At 76.1% G+C, this 17,658-nt stretch carries 13 protein-coding genes; 10 read left to right on the top strand and 3 right to left on the bottom strand.

Features of this window, described 5'->3' with window-relative positions:
- The first annotated feature begins 206 nt into the window (after positions 1-206).
- The 6 genes from lanL to ACWEPF_RS08580 all read left to right on the top strand — a co-directional run bounded on the left by lanL (position 207) and on the right by ACWEPF_RS08580 (position 9,157).
- Positions 207-2,981 carry a class IV lanthionine synthetase LanL gene (gene lanL / locus ACWEPF_RS08605; RefSeq protein ID WP_452171965.1) on the top strand — a complete coding sequence of 925 codons (2,775 nt, stop codon included), beginning with the start codon at positions 207-209 and terminating at the stop codon, positions 2,979-2,981.
- 69 nt (positions 2,982-3,050) lie between these two features.
- Positions 3,051-5,027 carry an alpha/beta hydrolase family protein gene (locus tag ACWEPF_RS08600; protein WP_452171964.1) on the top strand — a complete coding sequence of 659 codons (1,977 nt, stop codon included), beginning with the start codon at positions 3,051-3,053 and terminating at the stop codon, positions 5,025-5,027.
- Between the two features lie 80 nt (positions 5,028-5,107).
- A complete protein-coding gene (locus tag ACWEPF_RS08595) occupies positions 5,108-5,242 on the top strand; it encodes a VenA family class IV lanthipeptide (protein ID WP_345289080.1) in 135 nt (44 codons plus the stop codon).
- 227 nt (positions 5,243-5,469) lie between these two features.
- Positions 5,470-7,131, top strand: a complete 1,662-nt coding sequence (locus tag ACWEPF_RS08590) for an ATP-binding cassette domain-containing protein (RefSeq protein WP_452171963.1) — start codon at positions 5,470-5,472, stop codon at positions 7,129-7,131.
- Positions 7,128-8,909 carry an ATP-binding cassette domain-containing protein gene (locus ACWEPF_RS08585; protein ID WP_452171962.1) on the top strand — a complete coding sequence of 594 codons (1,782 nt, stop codon included), beginning with the start codon at positions 7,128-7,130 and terminating at the stop codon, positions 8,907-8,909. Before ACWEPF_RS08590 ends, ACWEPF_RS08585 begins: the two co-directional genes overlap by 4 nt.
- Before the next feature lie 95 nt (positions 8,910-9,004).
- Positions 9,005-9,157, top strand: a complete 153-nt coding sequence (locus tag ACWEPF_RS08580) for a hypothetical protein (RefSeq protein WP_452171961.1) — start codon at positions 9,005-9,007, stop codon at positions 9,155-9,157.
- Positions 9,158-9,225: 68 nt separating this feature from the next.
- Here ACWEPF_RS08580 and ACWEPF_RS08575 read toward each other — a convergent pair whose 3' ends face one another.
- Both ACWEPF_RS08575 and ACWEPF_RS08570 read right to left on the bottom strand, forming a co-directional pair.
- Positions 9,226-10,800, bottom strand: coding sequence for an LCP family protein (locus ACWEPF_RS08575; RefSeq protein ID WP_452171960.1), 1,575 nt, complete (start codon positions 10,798-10,800; stop codon positions 9,226-9,228).
- A gap of 125 nt (positions 10,801-10,925) precedes the next feature.
- Positions 10,926-12,005 (bottom strand): alcohol dehydrogenase catalytic domain-containing protein, encoded by a 1,080-nt coding sequence (locus ACWEPF_RS08570; protein ID WP_452171959.1) that lies wholly within the window; start codon positions 12,003-12,005, stop codon positions 10,926-10,928.
- A 182-nt stretch (positions 12,006-12,187) separates the two neighbouring features.
- Here ACWEPF_RS08570 and ACWEPF_RS08565 point away from each other — a divergent pair, with 182 nt between their 5' ends.
- Positions 12,188-12,829: a class I SAM-dependent methyltransferase gene (locus ACWEPF_RS08565; RefSeq protein ID WP_449795382.1), complete on the top strand. Its 642-nt coding sequence runs from the start codon at positions 12,188-12,190 to the stop codon at positions 12,827-12,829.
- A gap of 22 nt (positions 12,830-12,851) precedes the next feature.
- Here the strand turns inward: ACWEPF_RS08565 and ACWEPF_RS08560 are convergent, their stop codons facing one another.
- A complete protein-coding gene (locus tag ACWEPF_RS08560; RefSeq protein ID WP_452171958.1) occupies positions 12,852-13,532 on the bottom strand; it encodes an MBL fold metallo-hydrolase in 681 nt (226 codons plus the stop codon).
- Positions 13,533-13,828: 296 nt separating this feature from the next.
- Here ACWEPF_RS08560 and ACWEPF_RS08555 point away from each other — a divergent pair, with 296 nt between their 5' ends.
- From ACWEPF_RS08555 to ACWEPF_RS08545, 3 genes are all read left to right on the top strand, one after another.
- Positions 13,829-15,481 (top strand): hypothetical protein, encoded by a 1,653-nt coding sequence (locus ACWEPF_RS08555; protein WP_452171957.1) that lies wholly within the window; start codon positions 13,829-13,831, stop codon positions 15,479-15,481.
- A 7-nt stretch (positions 15,482-15,488) separates the two neighbouring features.
- Positions 15,489-16,472, top strand: coding sequence for an N-acetylmuramoyl-L-alanine amidase (locus ACWEPF_RS08550; RefSeq protein ID WP_452171956.1), 984 nt, complete (start codon positions 15,489-15,491; stop codon positions 16,470-16,472).
- 148 nt (positions 16,473-16,620) lie between these two features.
- On the top strand, positions 16,621-17,616 hold the full coding sequence (locus tag ACWEPF_RS08545; RefSeq protein ID WP_452171955.1) for a hypothetical protein: 996 nt from the start codon (positions 16,621-16,623) through the stop codon (positions 17,614-17,616).
- Positions 17,617-17,658: the final 42 nt, after the last annotated feature.

Here is a 17,658-nt window from a genome sequence, read left to right as displayed (position 1 = left end):
ACCGCCCCGGTCGCGCGTATTCGAAAACGATTCGGGATCACCCTTACGAGTGAAGTGACCCGGTCGGCGTTGAGTCCGCCCGTTTCCGAAAGTAACTTCTGTGGTGCGAACGGGAGTTACCCCGACCGGGGGGTCTTCGGGGCGCACCGCCGAATTCACGGCGGCGCGGCCGGGGGTGATTTCCGAGGCATCCGGAATTACCGGCCGTGGCGATCAGAAGGGGTGTGGAGCAGATGGGGGCGGGCACACCGCTGCGCACGGCCGGGGGGCCGGAGCCGATCGAGGGCGGGCCGGTGGCACTCGGCCCGCTGACGGACGTGGCGCGGTCGGCCTTGGCCGGCACCGGGGCCCGGGGAGGCGGCGGTGACTGGCAGTTCACCGTCGAGGGCCTCTGGTGCACGGCCCGGCCGGCCGCGTCCACCACCCCCGAGCAGGGGTGGAAGCTGCACGTCAGTGCCGCCACCCCGGCCGCCGCCGAGGTGCTCGCCGCAGTGGCGGCGGTGCTGGCCGCGGACCCGTGCACGTTCAAGTTCACCGCCGACGTGGAGAAGCTCCACCAGGTGAATTCGCGGAACAGCGAGCGGGGTTCGGCCGGGAAATTCCTGACGGTCTATCCGGAGGACGAGGAACAGTTCCTGCGGCTGGCCGGGGAATTGCACCGCGCCACCGCCGGATTCCCCGGTCCCGGGATCCTCTCGGACCGGGCGTACGCCCCCGGCAGCCGCGTGCACTACCGCTACGGGGTCTTCGCCCGCCGGGCCGAGTTGGGCAACGACGGCGCCTACCGCTCGCTGCTGCACGGGCCGGACGGCGGCGTCACCGAGGATGTCCGCGGCCCGAGCTACCGATGTCCGCCGTGGGCGGTCGACCCCGTCGAGGGGAAGGGGTCGACCGTACCCGCCGGTGGGGCGAAGAAGGGCGGAGGCGTCCTGCTGGGCGGCAGGTACGCACTGACGGCCGCCGTCCGGCACGGCACCAAGGGCGGCATCTTCCTGGGCCGGGACGTCACCACCGGGGCCGAGGTGATCGTCAAGCAGGCCCGCGCCTTCATCGAGGTGGACCGGGCCGGCACCGACGCCAGGGCCGCGCTGCGGCACGAGGCCGCGGTGCTGGAGCGGCTGGCCGGTACGGGGCTGACGCCGCGTCCGCTGGAGCTGGTGGAGCAGGGGGACGCGCTCTACCTGGCCGAGGAGCGGATCGACGGTGTGCCACTGGGTGCCTGGGTGGCCGGGAGGCTGACCGACGACGGGGCGCCGGACGTGCCCTGGGCCGAGGCGCGCGGGGTCGCGCTCGGGCTGGTCGAGCTGGTCGGGCGGGTGCACCGCGAGGGGTTGGTGCTGCGCGACCTCTCACCGGGGAACGTCCTGGTGCTGCCGGACGGCACGCTGCGCCTGGTCGACCTCGAACTCGCCGCCGAGGCGGGCGCGGTGGTCGGCACGGCCGGCACACCCGGGTACCGCGCACCCGAGCACGGGCCCGCGCTGACCGAGGCCGTGGCCGCGTTCGCGGTGGACGCGTACGCCCTCGGCGGCCTGCTCTTCCTGCTCGCCACCGGGCACGACCCGCTGCTGCCGCCCGGCGAGGGCGGCCTGGACGCCTGGCTCGCGGCCGCCGCCGGAGCCGGGGTGACGGCCCGTCGGCTGGCACCCGCCGTGCTCGGCCTGCGCGCCGAGGACCCGGCGGAGCGCTGGCCGCTCGACCGGGTGACGCGCTCACTGGACGAGGAGGCAGCACCACCGCTCCCCCGCCCGGCGGCCCCCGCCCTCGACCGGCCCGTGGCCCACCCGCTCGACCGCGTGCTGGCCGACGGCCTGCGCCGGATCGTCGACACCGCCGAGCACGGCCGCCCGGACCGGCTCTGGGAGACCGTCCCCGGCGGCCAGTTGACCGACCCGTGCAACGTGCAGCACGGCGCCTCCGGGGTGCTCGCCCTGCTGGCCCGCGCCGCCACCACCCCGGAGGGCGACCTGACGGCCGTCCGCCGGGCCGCCGACTGGGTCGAACGCCGGGCGGCCGCCGAGCCCACCGTGCTGCCCGGCCTGCACTTCGGCCGCTCCGGCACCGCCTGGGCCCTGCTCGACGCGGCCGAGGCCCTGGGCGATCCCGCCCTGGGCGCCCGCGCCGCCGGGCTGGCCCGCCGGGTCCCGCTGAGCTGGCCCAACCCCGACGTCTGCCACGGCGCGGCCGGCGCCGGGATGCTCCAGCTCCGGCTGTACCGGGCGACCGGCGACACCGGCTTCCTGGACCGGGCCGCCGCCTGCGCCACCGCCCTGCTGGCGGCCGCCGCGCGCGAGCCGTACGGGACGGTCTGGCCGGTGCCCAAGACCTTCGACTCCAGCCTGGCCGGGATCGTCCACCTCGGCTACGCCCACGGCGTGGCCGGAGTCGGCGCCTTCCTGCTCGCCACGGCCGAGGCCACCGGTGACCGGGCCGCGCTGGCCGGGGCCACCGAGGCCTTCGAGACGCTGACCGTGACGGCCCGTCAGGGCGGGGACGGCTCGGTCTGGTGGCCGCAGAGCGCGGGCGACCCGCCGCACGTGAGGCTCGCCCACTGGTGCCACGGCTCCTCCGGGGTCGGCAGCTTCCTGGTCCGCTACTGGCGCACCACCGGGGACGAGACCGCGCGCCGGCTGGCCCTCGCCGCCGGGCAGGCGGTGCTGGACGCCCGTTGGCACAGCGGGACGAGCGCCTGCCACGGCCTGGCCGGGAACGGCGAGTACCTGCTCGACCTGGCCGACGCCACCGGCGAGGAGCGGTTCCGCACCGGCGCCGAGGAGTTGGCCGCGCTGATCGCCGCCCGCGCGGTGCGGCGCGAGGGCCTGCTCGTCCTGCCGGACGAGACCGGCCTCGGCTCGGCACCCGCCTACGGCACCGGCACCTCGGGGCCGCTCGCCTTCCTGCACCGCCTGCTGCACGGCGGCCCCCGCCTCTGGCTGGACCCGCTCGCGGACACCCCCGCCACCCTGACCGCCCGCACCTGACCACCCGTCACCGACCGACCCCGTCATCGACCGACCCCGTCGTCAACCCCCTGGAGGAGGTGAGCCCGGATGAACACCGCCACCCGCACCACCGCCCAGGCGCTGCGTCGCCTGAGCTTCACCTTCGCCCTCGACGGCTCGCACGCGGCCTGCCTGGCCGCCGGAGCCGACGGCGGCTGGTACACCGAGGGCTGGCGCCTGCCCGGCACCGGGCCGGCCGTGCCGACCGCGCTGCCGCTGCCCGGCGGCCGCTCGGAGAGCCTGCACTCGCAGCTGATCGCGCTGCCCGACGGCCGGGTGCTGGTCTGCCGCCACGACGCCGACCGGCACGCCCTGCTGCTGCTCACCCCCGGCCCGGCCGGACAGCCCGTCACCGAGACCGAGCTGGCCACCCTGCGCCGCCCCGGCCTGCGCCTGCTGCCGATGCCCGGCGGCACGGCCGACGGACCGCTCCCGGGAGCACCGGTCGCGGTGGCGCTCGGCACCGACACCCGGCCGGCCACCACGGTCTGGCTGGTCCCCGCCGACGGCACGCCGCCGATCGAGGTGGCCGAGCTGCCGGGGCTGCACGGCGGCGGCGTCTGGCTGGACCGCACCGGCCGGCTGCTGGCGCTCGACCGGGTACAGGGCGGCCTGGTCCGCACCGTGGTGCTGGACCTCGAACTCGGCCAGGTCACCCCGCTGTTGGAGATCGGCGAGCGGAGCAACGACCGGCTGGCGCTGTACGACCCGGACACCCGCTTCGCGATGGTGCGCAGCGACGCCCCCGGCACCGACCGCCTCGGCTGGGGCGAGCTCGGCGGCCGGCAGCCGCTGCGCTTCCCGGAGAGCCTGCACCTGCCCGGACTGTTCCTGCGCCCGATCGCCCTGGACACCGAGGCCGGCCCGGACGGGCGGCGGGTGGTGCTCCAGATCGACCACGGCACCACCTCGGCGCTGACCCTCTGGCAGCCCGAGCTCAACCGCCTGACCCCGCTGCCCGTGCCGCCCGGCCGCCTCGGCGCCGTCGGCCACTGGTCGGCGGCGGGGCTGCGGATGCCGTACTCGGCCCCCGACCACCCGGCCGCGCTCACCACCATGGACGTGGACGCGCTGCTCGCCCTCGGGCGTCCCGGTGCCCCAGCCGCCGCCCCGCTCCCGCTGCGGCTCGCCCCGCTCGGCACCGAGCGCCCGGCCAGCACCCCCTGGCAGCACAACCACGGCTCCACGCCCGTCGGTTGGCGCCTCGACGGCTCCACCGGCCCGGGCGACGGCGGGCGCTGGCACCCGGCCCAGAGCCTCGAACTGGCCGGTCCCGCCGGCCCGGTGGAGGCCGTGGTCTACGGCGGCGACGCCTGGCTGAGCGCCCCGCACCTGGTGCTCGCCCTGCACGGCGGCCCGGCCGACGCCTGGCGGCTGGAGTTCGACCCGGCCCTGCAGCGGATGGCCGCCGAGGGCCTGGCCGTGCTCGCGCCCAACCAGCGCGGCTCCACCGGCTACGGCACCGAGCACGCGATGGCCATCCGCAGTGCCTGGGGCGGCCCCGACCTGGCCGACGTCCTGCACCTGCTGGACGGCATCGCCGGGCAGCGCGCCGCACTCGGCCTGGAGCCGCCCGCCCTCTTCGGGGTCAGCTACGGCGCCTTCCTGGCGCTGCTGGCCGCCGCCCACGCGCCGGACGGGCAGGTGGCCCGCTGCGCGGTGGTCGCCCCGTTCCTGTCCGGCGCCCGCCTGCTGGCCGAGGCCTCCGCCCCGGTCCGGGCACTCACCACCCGCCTCGGCGGTGGCGATCCGGTCGACGACCGGCTCGGCCCCCGGGACGTGCTCCAGCTGGCGCACCGCCTGACGGCACCGCTGCTGATCGTGCACGGCGACCGGGACGAGGTGGTGCCGGTCGGTCAGTCCCGCACCCTGCGGCACGAGTTGCTGCGGATCGGACGGACCGAGGGGGCCGACTTCCGCTACGTGGAGGCGGCGGGGGCCGGGCACGAGGTGCTGGTGGAGGAGGGCGCGGCCGTGCTGCACGAACTGCTGGCCGGCTTCCTGCGCACCGGCCGGCCCACCTAGGACTTCCCGGGCCCGACGGGTCCGGGGGAGCGTCGTCCGCACGGTGCGGACGGCGATCGTGACAAGGGGAGGAACCCATCATGGAGAACTTCGAGACCGACCTGGCCGCCCTGCAGGAGCTGCCGGAGACCGAGGCCGTCGAGCTCGGCGGGCACGGCGGCGGCTGCCAGTTCACCTGTCTGATCCTGACCTGCCTGATCTTCACCGTCAGCTAGTAGGTCACCGACCGGGGCCGTGCCGCACCCACCCGGGGGGAGCGGCACGGCCCCGGCGCCTTTTCCGAGGTCGCGCGGAAGGGCAGCGCCCCGCAGGGGCGCGAGGAACTGCGCGCAGGGGAACGGCACTACCTGCAACTGGCTCGCCTGCCCCGACCTAGCGGTGATCCGCCTTCCGAGTTCGCGCAGTTCCTCGCGCCCCCGGTGTAACCAATGTGGAGGTCAGCGTGCGTGGTTGGGCGACAGCCCTGGTGGTGGCGGTGCCGGTGGAGGCTGCGGCCGTGCTGGCGCTGCCCGGGGTGGTGGGGCGGGCGATCGACGGGGGGCCGGCCTGGGTGCCCGGGGTGGTGCTGGGGGTCGGAGCGGTGGCCGGGGTGGTGGCGACGGCGGCCGGGCCGGCGGTGGCCGCCGGGGCCACGGTGGAGCTGCGCAAGCGGCTGCTGCACCGCGTCCTGGCCAGGGGCCCCGTCCCCGACGGCCACCCCGCCGGTGACCTGACGGCCCGTCTGGTCGGGGCCGCCGCCGATGCGGGCGGCGCCCTGCCGTCCCGCGTCACGGCCGTCACGGCCCTGCTCACCTCCCTCGGCGCGATCCTCGGTCTCGGCCTGCTCTCCCCCTGGCTCGCGGCGGCGTTCTTCGCCGGCGTCGTCCCCGGTGTCCTCGTGATCCGCCTGTTCCTGCGCGATGCCACCGAGGCGTTCACCCGCTACCAGCAGGTGCAGTCCGAGCTGGCCGCCCGGATGACGGGAGCCCTCGCCGGGCTGCGCTCGATCCACGCCGCCGGAGCCCGCCGCACCGAGACCGAACGCGTCCTCGGCCCGCTCCCCCGTCTCGCCGACGCCGGCCACGCGCTCTGGGAGGCGCAGCGCCGGACGGTCTGGCAGGCCACCCTGCTGGTCGCCCTGGTGGAGCTCTCGGTGCTCGGCGCGGCCGGTCTGCTGCTCTCCCGCGGCGGCCTCGCCCCGGGCGATCTGGCCGCGGCGGCCGGCTGGGCGGCCCTCGGCCTCGGCCTGTTCGAGCAGGTGGAGGCACTGGCCGGGATCGCCCACGCCAAGTCCGGCCGGGACCGGCTCTCGGAGCTCCTCGACCTGCCCGCCCCACCCTCCGGCACCCGCGAACTCCCGCCCGGCCCCGGCGAGTTGACCCTGATCGGCGTCACCGTCAACGACGCCGACGGCTTCCCCCTGCTCGGACCGCTCGACCTCACCGTGCCGGGCGGCCGGACGGTGGCGCTGGTCGGCCGCTCCGGCTCCGGCAAGACGCTGCTGGCCGCCCTGGCCGGCGGGCTACGCTCCCCGGACTCCGGACTGGTACTGGTGGACGGCGTGCCGCTGGCCGAGCTCACCACCGAGCAGCGCCGCCTCGCCGTCGGCTACGCCTTCGAGCGCCCCGTCCTGGTCGGCGCGACCGTCGGCGAGGCCCTGGAGGGCGCGGGAGCCCGGGAGACCGGAGCGGCCCGGGCGGACGGCTTCCTCTCCCGCCTCCCGCAGGGCGCCGCCACCCCGCTCGCCGAACTCCGGCTCTCCGGCGGAGAGTTGCAGCGCCTGGGGCTAGCCCGACTGCTCGCCCAGCGACCCCGGGCGGTGATCCTGGACGACGCCACCTCCAGCCTGGACCTGGCCACCGAGCACCAGGTGACCACCGCCCTGGCCGAGGCCACCCGCGGCCACACCCGGCTGGTGGTGGCCCACCGTCCGCAGGCCGCCGCCCGGGCCGACCTGGTCGCCTGGCTGGACAACGGCCGGCTGCGCGCCCTGGCCCCGCACAGCACCCTGATCACCGACCCCGACTACCGCTCCACCCTGGCCGGCTCCTCCACCACGGCCACCCCCGCCACCACCCCTGCCACCACCCCTGCCCCCGCCCCGATACCGGGAGACCCCCGATGACCCCGCGCCCCGGCGTCGCCCTGCTCCGGGCTCACCTGGCCACCTGCCGCCCCGCCCTGATCCGGGTGCTGGCCTGGTCGGCCGGCGAGGCGCTGCCCGCGCTGCTCTCCGGGCTGCTGCTGGCCGCCGCCCTCGACCGGGGCTTCCTCGCCGGACGGCCCGGGGTGGGCTGCGCCTGGCTGGCCGGCTTCGGCGCGGCCGTCGCCGTCCGGGCGTACGCGGCCCGGGCAGCGCTGCCGTACGTGGCCGCCGTGGTGGAGCCGCTGCGGGACGTGCTGGTGCGCCGGGTGGTGGGCGGCGCCCTGAGCCGCACCGAACCCTCCGGGGCCGGGCCCGCCGAGGTGGCCCGGCTGACCGAACAGGTGGAGTCCGCGCGGCAGTTGACCGCCACCCTGCTGCGCACCCTGCGGGGGGTCGGGATCACCGTGCCGGCCGCGCTGGTCGGCCTGGCGGTGCTGGCCCCAGCCACGCTGCCGCTGGTGCTGCCGCCGCTGCTGGTCGGCGGACTGCTCTTCACCCGGCTGCTGGGGCCGCTGGTGGCCCGTCAGCGGGCGGTGGTACTGGCCGACGAGCGGGTGGCGGCCGAGGCCGGTGCGGCGTTCACGGCCGTGCGGGACATCACCGCGAGCGGGGCCCGGCCCCGGGTGGAGCGTTCGGTCGGCGAGGCGGTGGACGCCCAAGGCGCGGCGGTCCGCGCACTCGGCCGGGCGGCCGCGCTGCGCACGCTGAGCGTGGCGCTGGCCGGGCGGGCCCCCGTCCTGCTGGTGGTGCTGGCCGCCCCCTGGCTGCTGCGCACCGGACATCTGACGCTCGGTCAGCTCATCGGCGCGGCCGCCTACCTGCTCCAGCAGTTGGAGCCGGCGGTGCGCAGCCTGGCCGGGATGGTGGGCAGTTGGCTGCTCGAACTCGCCGTCGTCCTCGACCGCCTGGCCGCCCTCCCCGCTGCCCTCCCCGCCGCACCGCCCGCCGCTCCCGGCCGGTCCGCCGACGCCGCGCACGCCGACCCCGGCCCCGGCCCCGTCCCGCTGGCCGTCCGCTCCCTCCACCACACCCAGGGAGCCGCCGCCGAGCCCCTGTTCACCGCCCTGGACCTGGACCTCGGCCCGGAGGAGCACCTGGCGGTGGTCGGCCCCAGCGGCGCGGGCAAGTCCACCCTGGCCGCCCTGCTCGCCGGACTGCTTCCGCCGCAGCACGGCACCGTCACCGTCGGCGCCGTCACCGCCCCGCACGCCCTCCCCGGCCCCGAACGGGCCCGCCTGGTGGCCCTGTTGCCCCAGGAGGCCTACCTCTTCACCGGGACCGTCGGGGAGAACCTGCGCTGGCTGCGCCCGGACGCCACCGATGAGCAGATCACCCGCGCAGCGGCCGAGGTGGGCGCCGCCGAGCTGCTGCACCGGCTCGGCGGCCCGGCGGCCGCGCTGCCCGATCCGGCCGCGCTGTCCGCCGGGGAGCGCCAACTGCTGGCCCTGGTACGGACGTACCTCTCCCCGGCACCCCTGGTGGTGCTGGACGAGGCGACCTGTCACCTGGACGCGACGGCCGAGGCGGTGGCCGAGGCGGCCTTCGTCCGGCGGCCGGGCGCCCTGGTGGTGATCGCGCACCGGATCGGGTCCGCGCTGCGGGCCGACCGGGTGCTCCTGCTGGACTCCGGGCGGGCCCTGACGGCCCGCCACGGTGACCTGCAGGTGTTGTCCCCGCTCTACCGGGAGTTGGTCGGGCACTGGCTCGGGTCCACCGCGCAGCCCTCCCTGAGTGGGGCAATCGTGCCCGGCCCGTGATCGTCCCGGCGGGTCCCCGTCGGATCCGCTGGATAGGGTGGCCCTCGTAGTCCGGCTCGGGCAGAGCCGGGACCCTCGCACGGAAGAACGAACGCATGTCCGAGAACCGCACCGACACCAGCGACCACGAGAGCACCGGGCCCGGCGCCGACAAGGCCCCGACCGAGGCCGCGCACGGCCGTCACCGGGGCGGCACCGCCGCCGACGACCACGCCGACGCCAGCCCGCACGGCCGCCACCGCCGCTGACCTGCGGTCAGGCCCGCACCACCGGACGGCCCGTCCTCCGCACCCCGGAGGGCGGGCCGTCCGCGTGCTCACTGCAGCGGCGCGCCGCCGGTCTTGACCTTGGTGCAGCCGGTCTCGTCCGCCTGATGGACCTTCACCTCGGTGGGCACCGCCGTCGGCACCGGTGCGGCGGACGGCGCGGCCCCGCCCGCCCGGAAGTCGGCCCCGAGCAGGACCACCACCCCGCTGCCGGTGCCGCCCGCCGCCACCGCCGCCTCGGGCAGGCCGAGTGCCGCCGCCACCGCCCGGGCCGCGTCCCGCTGGTCGGCGCGCGCGTACGTGACGCTGCTGGTGGCCACGTTCTTCGGCGCTCCGGTGCCGGGCACCGCCTTGTACCTGAGCTTGGCCAGGGTCTCGGCCGTGGCGGTGGCGAGGCCGGCCGCCCCGGTGCCGTTGAGCACGGTGACGGAGACGGTCGCCGGGTTCACCGAAGGCGCGGGCGGCGCGGTGCTCGCGGCCGCCGCCGGCGAGGCCGGGGCGGAGGCCTGCGGGGAGGCCCCGTGGTCCTCGCCGCCGCTGAGCGGCTTGTCGGCCCGGATCAGCGCGAAGAGCTGGTTGGAACCGGGCTGGTCCAGCCGGTTCTTCGAGCGGAAGTCCGGGTTGGGGTGGTCCCGGGTGAAGGAGGTCGGGGGCTGGACGAAGTCCACCTCGGCGGGCTTGACGTCCTTGAGCTCGGTGGCGAGCGCGACCAGCTTGGTGGTCCCCGCGATGTTGTCCGAGACGGTCAGTGCCTTGGTCGCGGCCTCGACCACCCCGAAGGCGGTGGCCGGGTTGAGCAGGGTGCCCTTGTCGGTGATCTTGCGCAGCAGCGAGGAGAGGTAGGCGCGCTGCATCGAGAACCGGCCGATCGCGGTGCCGTCCCCGACGGCGTAGCGGGTGCGGACGAACTGCAGGCCCTGCTCGCCGGAGAGCTTGTAGGGCCCGGCCGGAATGTTCAGGTGCGATTCCTCGTCCTTCACCGGACTGCACAGGTTGACCTCGACGCCGTCCACCGCGTCGGTGAGGTCCTTGACGCCCTGGAAGTTGACGATCAGCCAGGAGTCCACCCGCAGACCGGTGATCGCCTCGACGGTGTCCTTCACGCACCCCGGCCCGCCCCGGCCCATCGCGGCGTTGAGCGGCCAACCGGTCTTCGCCGAGGCCACCTTCCCGTCCTTGCCGGTGCACGCGGGCTGGTCGACCAGCGAGTCCCGGGGCAGGTCCAGCGCGACGGCCGCCTTCCGGTCCGGGTAGACGTGCAGCAGGATGTTGACGTCGTTGTTGCCCAGGCCGGTGTTCTCCCGGTCGCCGTACGCACCGCCCAGGCCCTTGCGGCTGTCGGTGCCGATCACCAGGACGTTCATCGCCACCCGGCCCTGCGCGTCGGCCTGGCCGGCCGGCGGCGGGGCGTTGCCCGCGCCGAGCCGGTCGGACTGGATGTTGGAGTCCAGGTGCCGCAGGTAGAGGAAGGCTCCCCCGCCTGCGGCCACCACCAGCGCACCGGTGGTGACCAGCACGGGCACCAGGACCCGGCGGCGGCCCTTCTTCTTCCGGCGGCGCCCGCTGCTCGCGGCCGCCCGTCGTGCGGCGGCCCGGCCCTCCGGCTTCGGCTCGGCAATGGTCATGGGAACAGACACGCACCGGCGGCCGGATCGGTAACGCCACTGGCCGAAAAAACTTGCCGGAGTGACGAAGGCCACGCGCGGACGCCGCCGGTGCGGGCGGCTCCGCCGGTGCGGGCGGGGTGGGTTCAGTCGAGGGTGATGACCGTCCGCAGGGCCTCGCCGCTGCGCATCTGGCGGATCGCCTCGTTCACCCCGTCCAGGCCGAGCCGGTGGGTGATCATCCCGGCCAGGTCCAGGCGGCCGGCCCGCCAGAGGTCGACGGCCCGGGCGGCGGTGCGCCGCACGTCGCCGCCGCCGTACATCGAGGGGAGCAGACGCTTCTCGTTGAAGAACAGTTCACCCATGCTGAACTGCACCAGGTCGTCCCGGGCCCCCGCCCCGATCACCACGACAGCGCCGCCCCGCCGGGTGGCGTCGTACGCCGCCCGCACCGTGGCCCCGCGGCCTACCGCCTCGAAGACGTAGTCGAAACCGCCCGCCTCCTGACCCTTGGCCGCCGCCTTCAGTCCCTCGGGGGCGATCGCCTCGGTGGCGCCGAAGGCGAGCGCCCGCTCGCGCCGGGACTCCACCGGGTCGACCACGGTGATCCGGGCCGCCCCGCAGATCCGGGCGCCCTGGACGGCGGCCACGCCGACCCCGCCCGCGCCGATCACCGCGACCGAACTGCCGGGCTCCACCCGGGCGGTGTTCACCGCCGCGCCGAGGCCGGTGGTCACCCCGCAGCCGATCAGCGCGGCCTGCTCGTACGGCATGTCGGCGGGCACCGGGATCACCGAGTCGGCGGTGACCACCAGCTCCTGGGCGAAGGTGCCGGTGCCGTAGAAGCCGGAGACCTCGGTGCCGTCGGCCAGCGCGAACCCGGGGGTGCCGAGCCGCCGCAGGCTGGTGACGCACAGGTGGCCCTGACCCCGGCGGCAGTGCGGGCAGCTGCCGCAGGGCGGCATCCAGCAGAGCACCACCCGGTCGCCGACCGCGACGCCCGTCACGCCCTCCCCGACCTCGACCACGTCGCCCGCACCCTCGTGCCCGGGCACGAACGGGGCCGGCTGCGGCAGCACGCCGCTCATCGCGGAGAGGTCCGAGTGGCACAGGCTGGTGGCCCGCAGCCGGACCCGGACCTTGCCGGGGCCGAAGCCGACCACCTCGACGTCCTCGCGGACCTCCAGCTTGTCCTGGCCGGTCTCGTGCAGGATCGCTGCGCGCATGGGGCTCGCTCCCGGGGTCGCCTGTGGGTGATGGACAGCAGCGTACGGCCGCCGCGATCTAGAACAAGTTCCAGAAATCGGCTCCCAGATATACCCCATCCCCCGGCACCCCGGTAGCCCCCGACTACCGTCGAGTAGGGTTCGCACCGGCAGACCCGCACCGCACCACAGGGAGCAGCACCATGACGGACCTCCGCCCGGCCCCCGAGGTGCTCGCCTCCTTCGAGGCCGCGACCGGTTTCATGCCGGTGGACGAGGGCCTCGCGCTGTACGCCGCCGCCGTCGGGGCGGCCCGGGCCACCGGGCGGCCGGTGCTGGAGATCGGCACGTACTGCGGCCGCTCCGCGATCCTGCTGGCCGACGCCGCCCGGGCCACCGGCACGGTCGCGCTCACCGTGGACCACCACCGGGGCTCGGAGGAGCAGCAGCCCGGTTGGGAGTACCACGACACCTCGCTGGTCGACCCCGAGGTCGGCCGGATGGACACCCTGCCGAACTTCCGCCGCACCCTCTTCCACGCGGGCCTGGAGGAGCACGTGGTCGCCCTGGTCGGCCGCTCGCCGCAGATCGCCGCGCTCTGGTCCACCCCGCTGGCCCTGGTCTTCATCGACGGCGGCCACACCGACGAGCACGCGACCGCCGACTACCTGGGCTGGGCCCCGCACCTGGCCGACGGCGGCCTGCTCGCCGTCCACGACGTCTTCCCGGACCCCGCGGACGGCGGACAGGCCCCCTACCGGGTCTACCTGCGCGCCTTGGAGGACGGTTTCGAGGAGCTCTCCGTCACCGGCTCGCTCCGCATCCTCCGCCGCCGCACCGCCTGACGGACCGTCGGCCGGCTCGCCGTCAGACCGCGGTTCCGGCGGCGGCCGCCCGCAGCACCTCCGCCGCCCCGCCGACCAGTGGGTCGCCGTGGCCGAACAGCACGGCCTCGCTCCCCAGCGCGGCCAGCCGGTGGAAGGACTCCACCGCGCGGCCCCGGTCGGTGTTGAAGACCCCCAGCATGGTGAGCCCGTTGACGTTGGCCACCGCGTCCCCGGTGAACAGCACCTTGGGCTCCGGCAGCCAGAGCGCCAGCGAACCGTCGGTGTGCCCGGGCGCGGCCACCACCACGGCACCGCCCGCGAAGTCGAGCGCGTCCCCGTCCGCCACCTCGCGGTCCACCCGGCAGGGCGGGGCCGGCGGAAGCTTCGGCAGCGACTCCCAGATCGGTGTCTCGAACTCCTCCAGCACCGGCGGCGGCCCCGGCACCTCACCCCGGATCACGGGCGCCTCCAGCCGGTGCGCCACCACCTCCGCCCCGTGCCGCGCGGCCAGCTCGGCGGCCGAACCGCTGTGGTCCTCATGGAAGTGCGTCAGCACGATCCTGCGCAGCCGCCCCCCGTCCAACGCCTCCTCGATCTCCCCGGCCCGGTCCGCCGACCCGGTGTCCACCAGCGTCAACTCCCCGCCGTCGTCCCACAGATACGCGGCCCCGACCTCGAACCTCAGCATCCGCAGCCGCGGCACCACCTCGATGATCTCCATGCCAGGCCCGACGCCCGGCCACCGCACCGCGTTCCCGCGTTCGCCCTGGGCTCAGCGCGCGTGCGCTCCCCCGTGCGTCCTCATGGGCCGGTCGGGGACGGTCGAACGGGTGAACGAGCCCCGAAGATCGTTGTCATCCTGCGGGCACGATCGGCGATGCTCTAACGTCATCCCGAATGCCGGGTGGACCGGGTGCCCGCGTTGGTGCGCCCGAGAACTGCCGGTACCGTGTCGCCGAACGAACGGACGATGCGAACCCAGGACGCACCACTTCCACAGCGGGGGCGAGGCCAGGAATGACCGAGCAGGACAGCACCGCGCCGGCGGTCTGGGACCCGACCGCCCGGAACGGCGCCGGCGGGTGGATCCGTCCCTCGCCCGCCCAGGCTGCCCCACCGGCCGCACAGCCCCCGCAGGCGCAGCAGCCCGCACCCCCGCAGGTGCCCTTCGGCAAGCCCGGCGCTCCCGGCGCTCCCGCCTCTCCGCTCGCACCCGGGCAGCAGCCGCTGGACGACGGGCCCAGCACGGCGATCTTCCAGCTGGCCGCCCCGGCCCCGGCCCCGCCGGGCGGTCAGCCCGGACCTGGGCAGCAGCCTCTGACGCCTCCTCAGCCGGGCCACCCCCAGCCGCCCGCCGCGCCGGGCAGCTACGGCTACCCGGCGCAGACCCCGCCCGGCACGGTCGGCGACCAGGGCCCCCCGATCGGCGGCCGCCCCTACCTCCCGCAGTCCGGGGCGGTACCCGGCGCACCCGGCGGCTACGGCTACCCCGCCGAACCCACCCCCGGCGCACCCGCCGCTCCGGGCGCCCCCGGCGGCTACGGCTTCCCGCAGGCCGCGGCCCAGCCGCAGCCCGGCGCCTTCCCTCCGGCCGCCCAGCCCCAGCAGCCCGGTTTCCCGCAGGCCGCACAGCAACCCCAACCCGCGCCCACCGCACCGCAGTTCGGCCCCCCGCAACCCCCGGCCCAGTCGCAGCCCGGCGGCTACGGCTTTCCGCAGGCCGCAGCCCCCGGTGCCTTCCCCCCGGCCGCCCAGCCCCACCCGCAGCAGGCGCACGCCCAGCCGCAGCCCGGCGCCTTCCCCGGCCCGGCCCCGGCCGGAGGTTTCCCGGCCGCCGCCGGTGCCGCCCAGGGCGCCGCCCCGGGCCAGTTCCCGGCGTTCCCCCAGCAGCCGCACCAGCAGCCGCAGTTCCCGCCCCGCTACCAGGACTACGACTACGAGGAGCTCCCCGAGGAGAGCCCGCGCCGCCGCGTGCCGCTGCTCGCGGCGATCGGCGTGGTGCTGGTCATCGTGATCGGCGTCGGCGTGGCCTGGGCGGTGCGCAACTCCGGCGACGAGGGCGGCGGCACCGCCAAGTCCCCCTCGAAGAGCGCCACCGCGCCGCAGCCCGCCCCGGCGCAGAGCGGGGACGGCTCCGCGGCGAGCCCGACCGCCCCCGCCGCCACCGACCCGAGCCCCTCTCCGAGCCCCTCGGCCGGCGGCGGCCCGCAGGCCGCCGCCCAGGCCAAGGCGCTGAACGACCTGCTGGGCCGGGGCGAGGGGGCCAAGGCGCCGATCGGCAACGCGGTGGCCAAGGTCAACAGCTGCCCGGGCAAGCCGGAGATCGACGCGGCGGTGCAGGTCTTCGAGACCGGCGCCGCCCAGCGCGACCAGTTGGTGGCCGATCTGGCCAAGCTCCAGTTCACCGACCTGCCCGGCGGGCCCGAGGCGGCCGCGCAGCTGAAGACCGCCTGGCAGACCTCCGGCGACATCGACCGGGCCTACGCGGCCTGGGCCAAGACCGTCGGCGCCCAGGGCTGCGTCAACAACGCCGCTCCCAACACCGCCGACCGCAAGCGGGCCAACGAGCTCAATCCTCAGGCGACCCAGGCGAAGAAGGACTTCGTGGCGAAGTGGAACGGCTTCGCCAACACCTTCGGCCTGACGCCGCGCACCTGGGACAGGATCTGAACCACCCGTGACCCGCACCACCATCCCCCACGCCTCCCCCACCACCGGCCGGGGCCGCGCCGCCGCGCTGGCCGTCCTCGCCTGCGCCACCGCCCTCGCCCTGACCGCCTGTCAGGGCGCCGAGGCGGAGAGCTCCCGGAAGGCCGCCCAGGCCGCCCCGCCCGTCTCGGACCCGGAGGCGCCGATGCCGAGCAGCTGGCCGACCGAGCTCCCGCCCTCCGCGACCCCGGCCCCCGGCACCGGCACGCCCACCCCGGCCCCGCCCGCCGGGTCGGCCGGGATCCCCACCGGCGCGGGCGTCCTGACGGGCCGTACGGTGCTGCTGGACGCCGGTCACAACCCCGGCAACGTCAAGCACACCTCCCAGATCAACCGCCAGGTGGACATCGGCAACGCCCGCAAGGAGTGCGACACCACCGGCACCAGCACCGACGCCGGCTACTCCGAGGCCGCGTACAGCCTGGACGTCTCGCGCCGGGCCCGGGAGATCCTCACCGCCCGGGGCGCCAAGGTGGTCTTCACCCAGGACGACGACCGCGACTGGGGCCCGTGCATCGACGAGCGCGCCCGGATCGGCAACGAGGCCAAGGCGGACGCGGCGGTCTCGGTGCACGGCGACGGGGCCCAGGCCTCCCGCAGCGGCTTCCACGTGATCATGCCCGCCAAGGTGAAGGCCGGAAAGGCCGACACCTCCGCGATCGTCGAATCCTCCCGCCGCCTCGGCACCCTGCTGCGCGACCGGTTCAAGGCCGCCACCGACGAGCCCTATGCCGACTACATCGGCGAGCAGGGCCTGGACACCCGCAACGACCTCGGCGGGCTCAACCTCTCCAAGGTCCCCAAGGTCTTCATCGAGTGCGGCAACATGCGCAACGAGGGCGACGCCCGGCGGATGACGGACCCCCAGTGGCGCCAGCGCGCCGCCCAGGGCATCGCCGACGCGGTCACCGCCTTCCTCACCACACCCGCCTCCGCCGCTACCAAGAGCTGACCCGGCAGGCAGGCGTCTTGGGCGTTTTGCCACGACACCGGCCGTTTTCCGGCACCCGCCGTGCAGCGCGGAACGGCTTGGCCCTAGGCTTTTGCACCGTCCAGAACCACACAGCCGTCCACGACACACACCGACGAGGGGAACGTTAGTGAATCTGCGCGCTCTCACCAGGGGAGACGCCGCCGTCGCAGGTGCGGCCGTCCTGCTCTTCATCTCCTCCTTCCTGCCCTACGTGACCGTCGAGTACTGCCTCGGCAACAGGGCCTGCAGCTCCTCCTCCCAGAGCGCCTGGTCGACCGCGCTCTTCCCGGTGCTGCCCTCGGTCTTCCTGCTCGGCCTCATCGGCGCGGCCCTGATCCTGGTCCAGCGCTTCCAGGGCGAGGCCGCCAACGGCCGCCAGATCCTCGGCCTGCGCCTGGACCAGTGGGGCACCGCGCTCTCCTTCGCCGCCCTCTGGTCCGGCCTGTGGGCCCTGGCCGGCGGCGGCGACAGCAGCGCGGTCGGCCACGGCTTCGGCGCCTGGCTCAGCGTGCTCGCCCTGCTGGTGCTCGCCGGGGCCGCCGCGGCCGCCCCGCTGGTGCCCGCCCTCCAGGCCCCGCTGCTGACGGACAAGCCGGCCACCCCCGCCGCCCCCGGATCCCCGTTCGCCCCCGGCGGCGCCTTCCAGCCGGGCCAGCCCGGTCAGGTCGGCCAGCCCGCTCCGGGTGCCCCCTTCGGCTACGACCAGGCGCAGGGCCAGGCGGGCCAGCCGGTCCCGGGCGGTGGCCTCCCCGGCTACGCCGCCCAGCCGCAGCCCGGTGGTTACGGCTACCCGACCCCGAGCGGCGCCGGCACCACCGCTCCGCTGCCGAACCCGGCCTCCCACCAGGAGCCGACCCAGGTCCAGCCCGCCGTCCCGGCCGCCGTGACCGCCCCGCTGCCGAACCCGGCCGCCCCGGTCGCCGACTTCGCGCCGTTCTGGTTCGCCGTCCCGGCCCCCCGCCAGCTCTCGCCCAAGGAGAACCCCGCCGGCCCGCCGGTCGGCGAGCTCCTTCCGGGCACCTGGTACCTGGCCGTCGAACAGCGCGGCACCGCCCTGGTGGCCCAGCTCCAGGACGGCTCCCACGGCCTCCTGAACGACGTCACCGGCATCCAGCGCGGCTGACCAAGAACGTCACACCGGGGGCGCGAGGAACTGCGCGAAGGG

Source organism: Kitasatospora sp. NPDC004289, from assembly GCF_053602875.1.
This window is presented reverse-complemented; position numbering and strand designations above follow the sequence as displayed.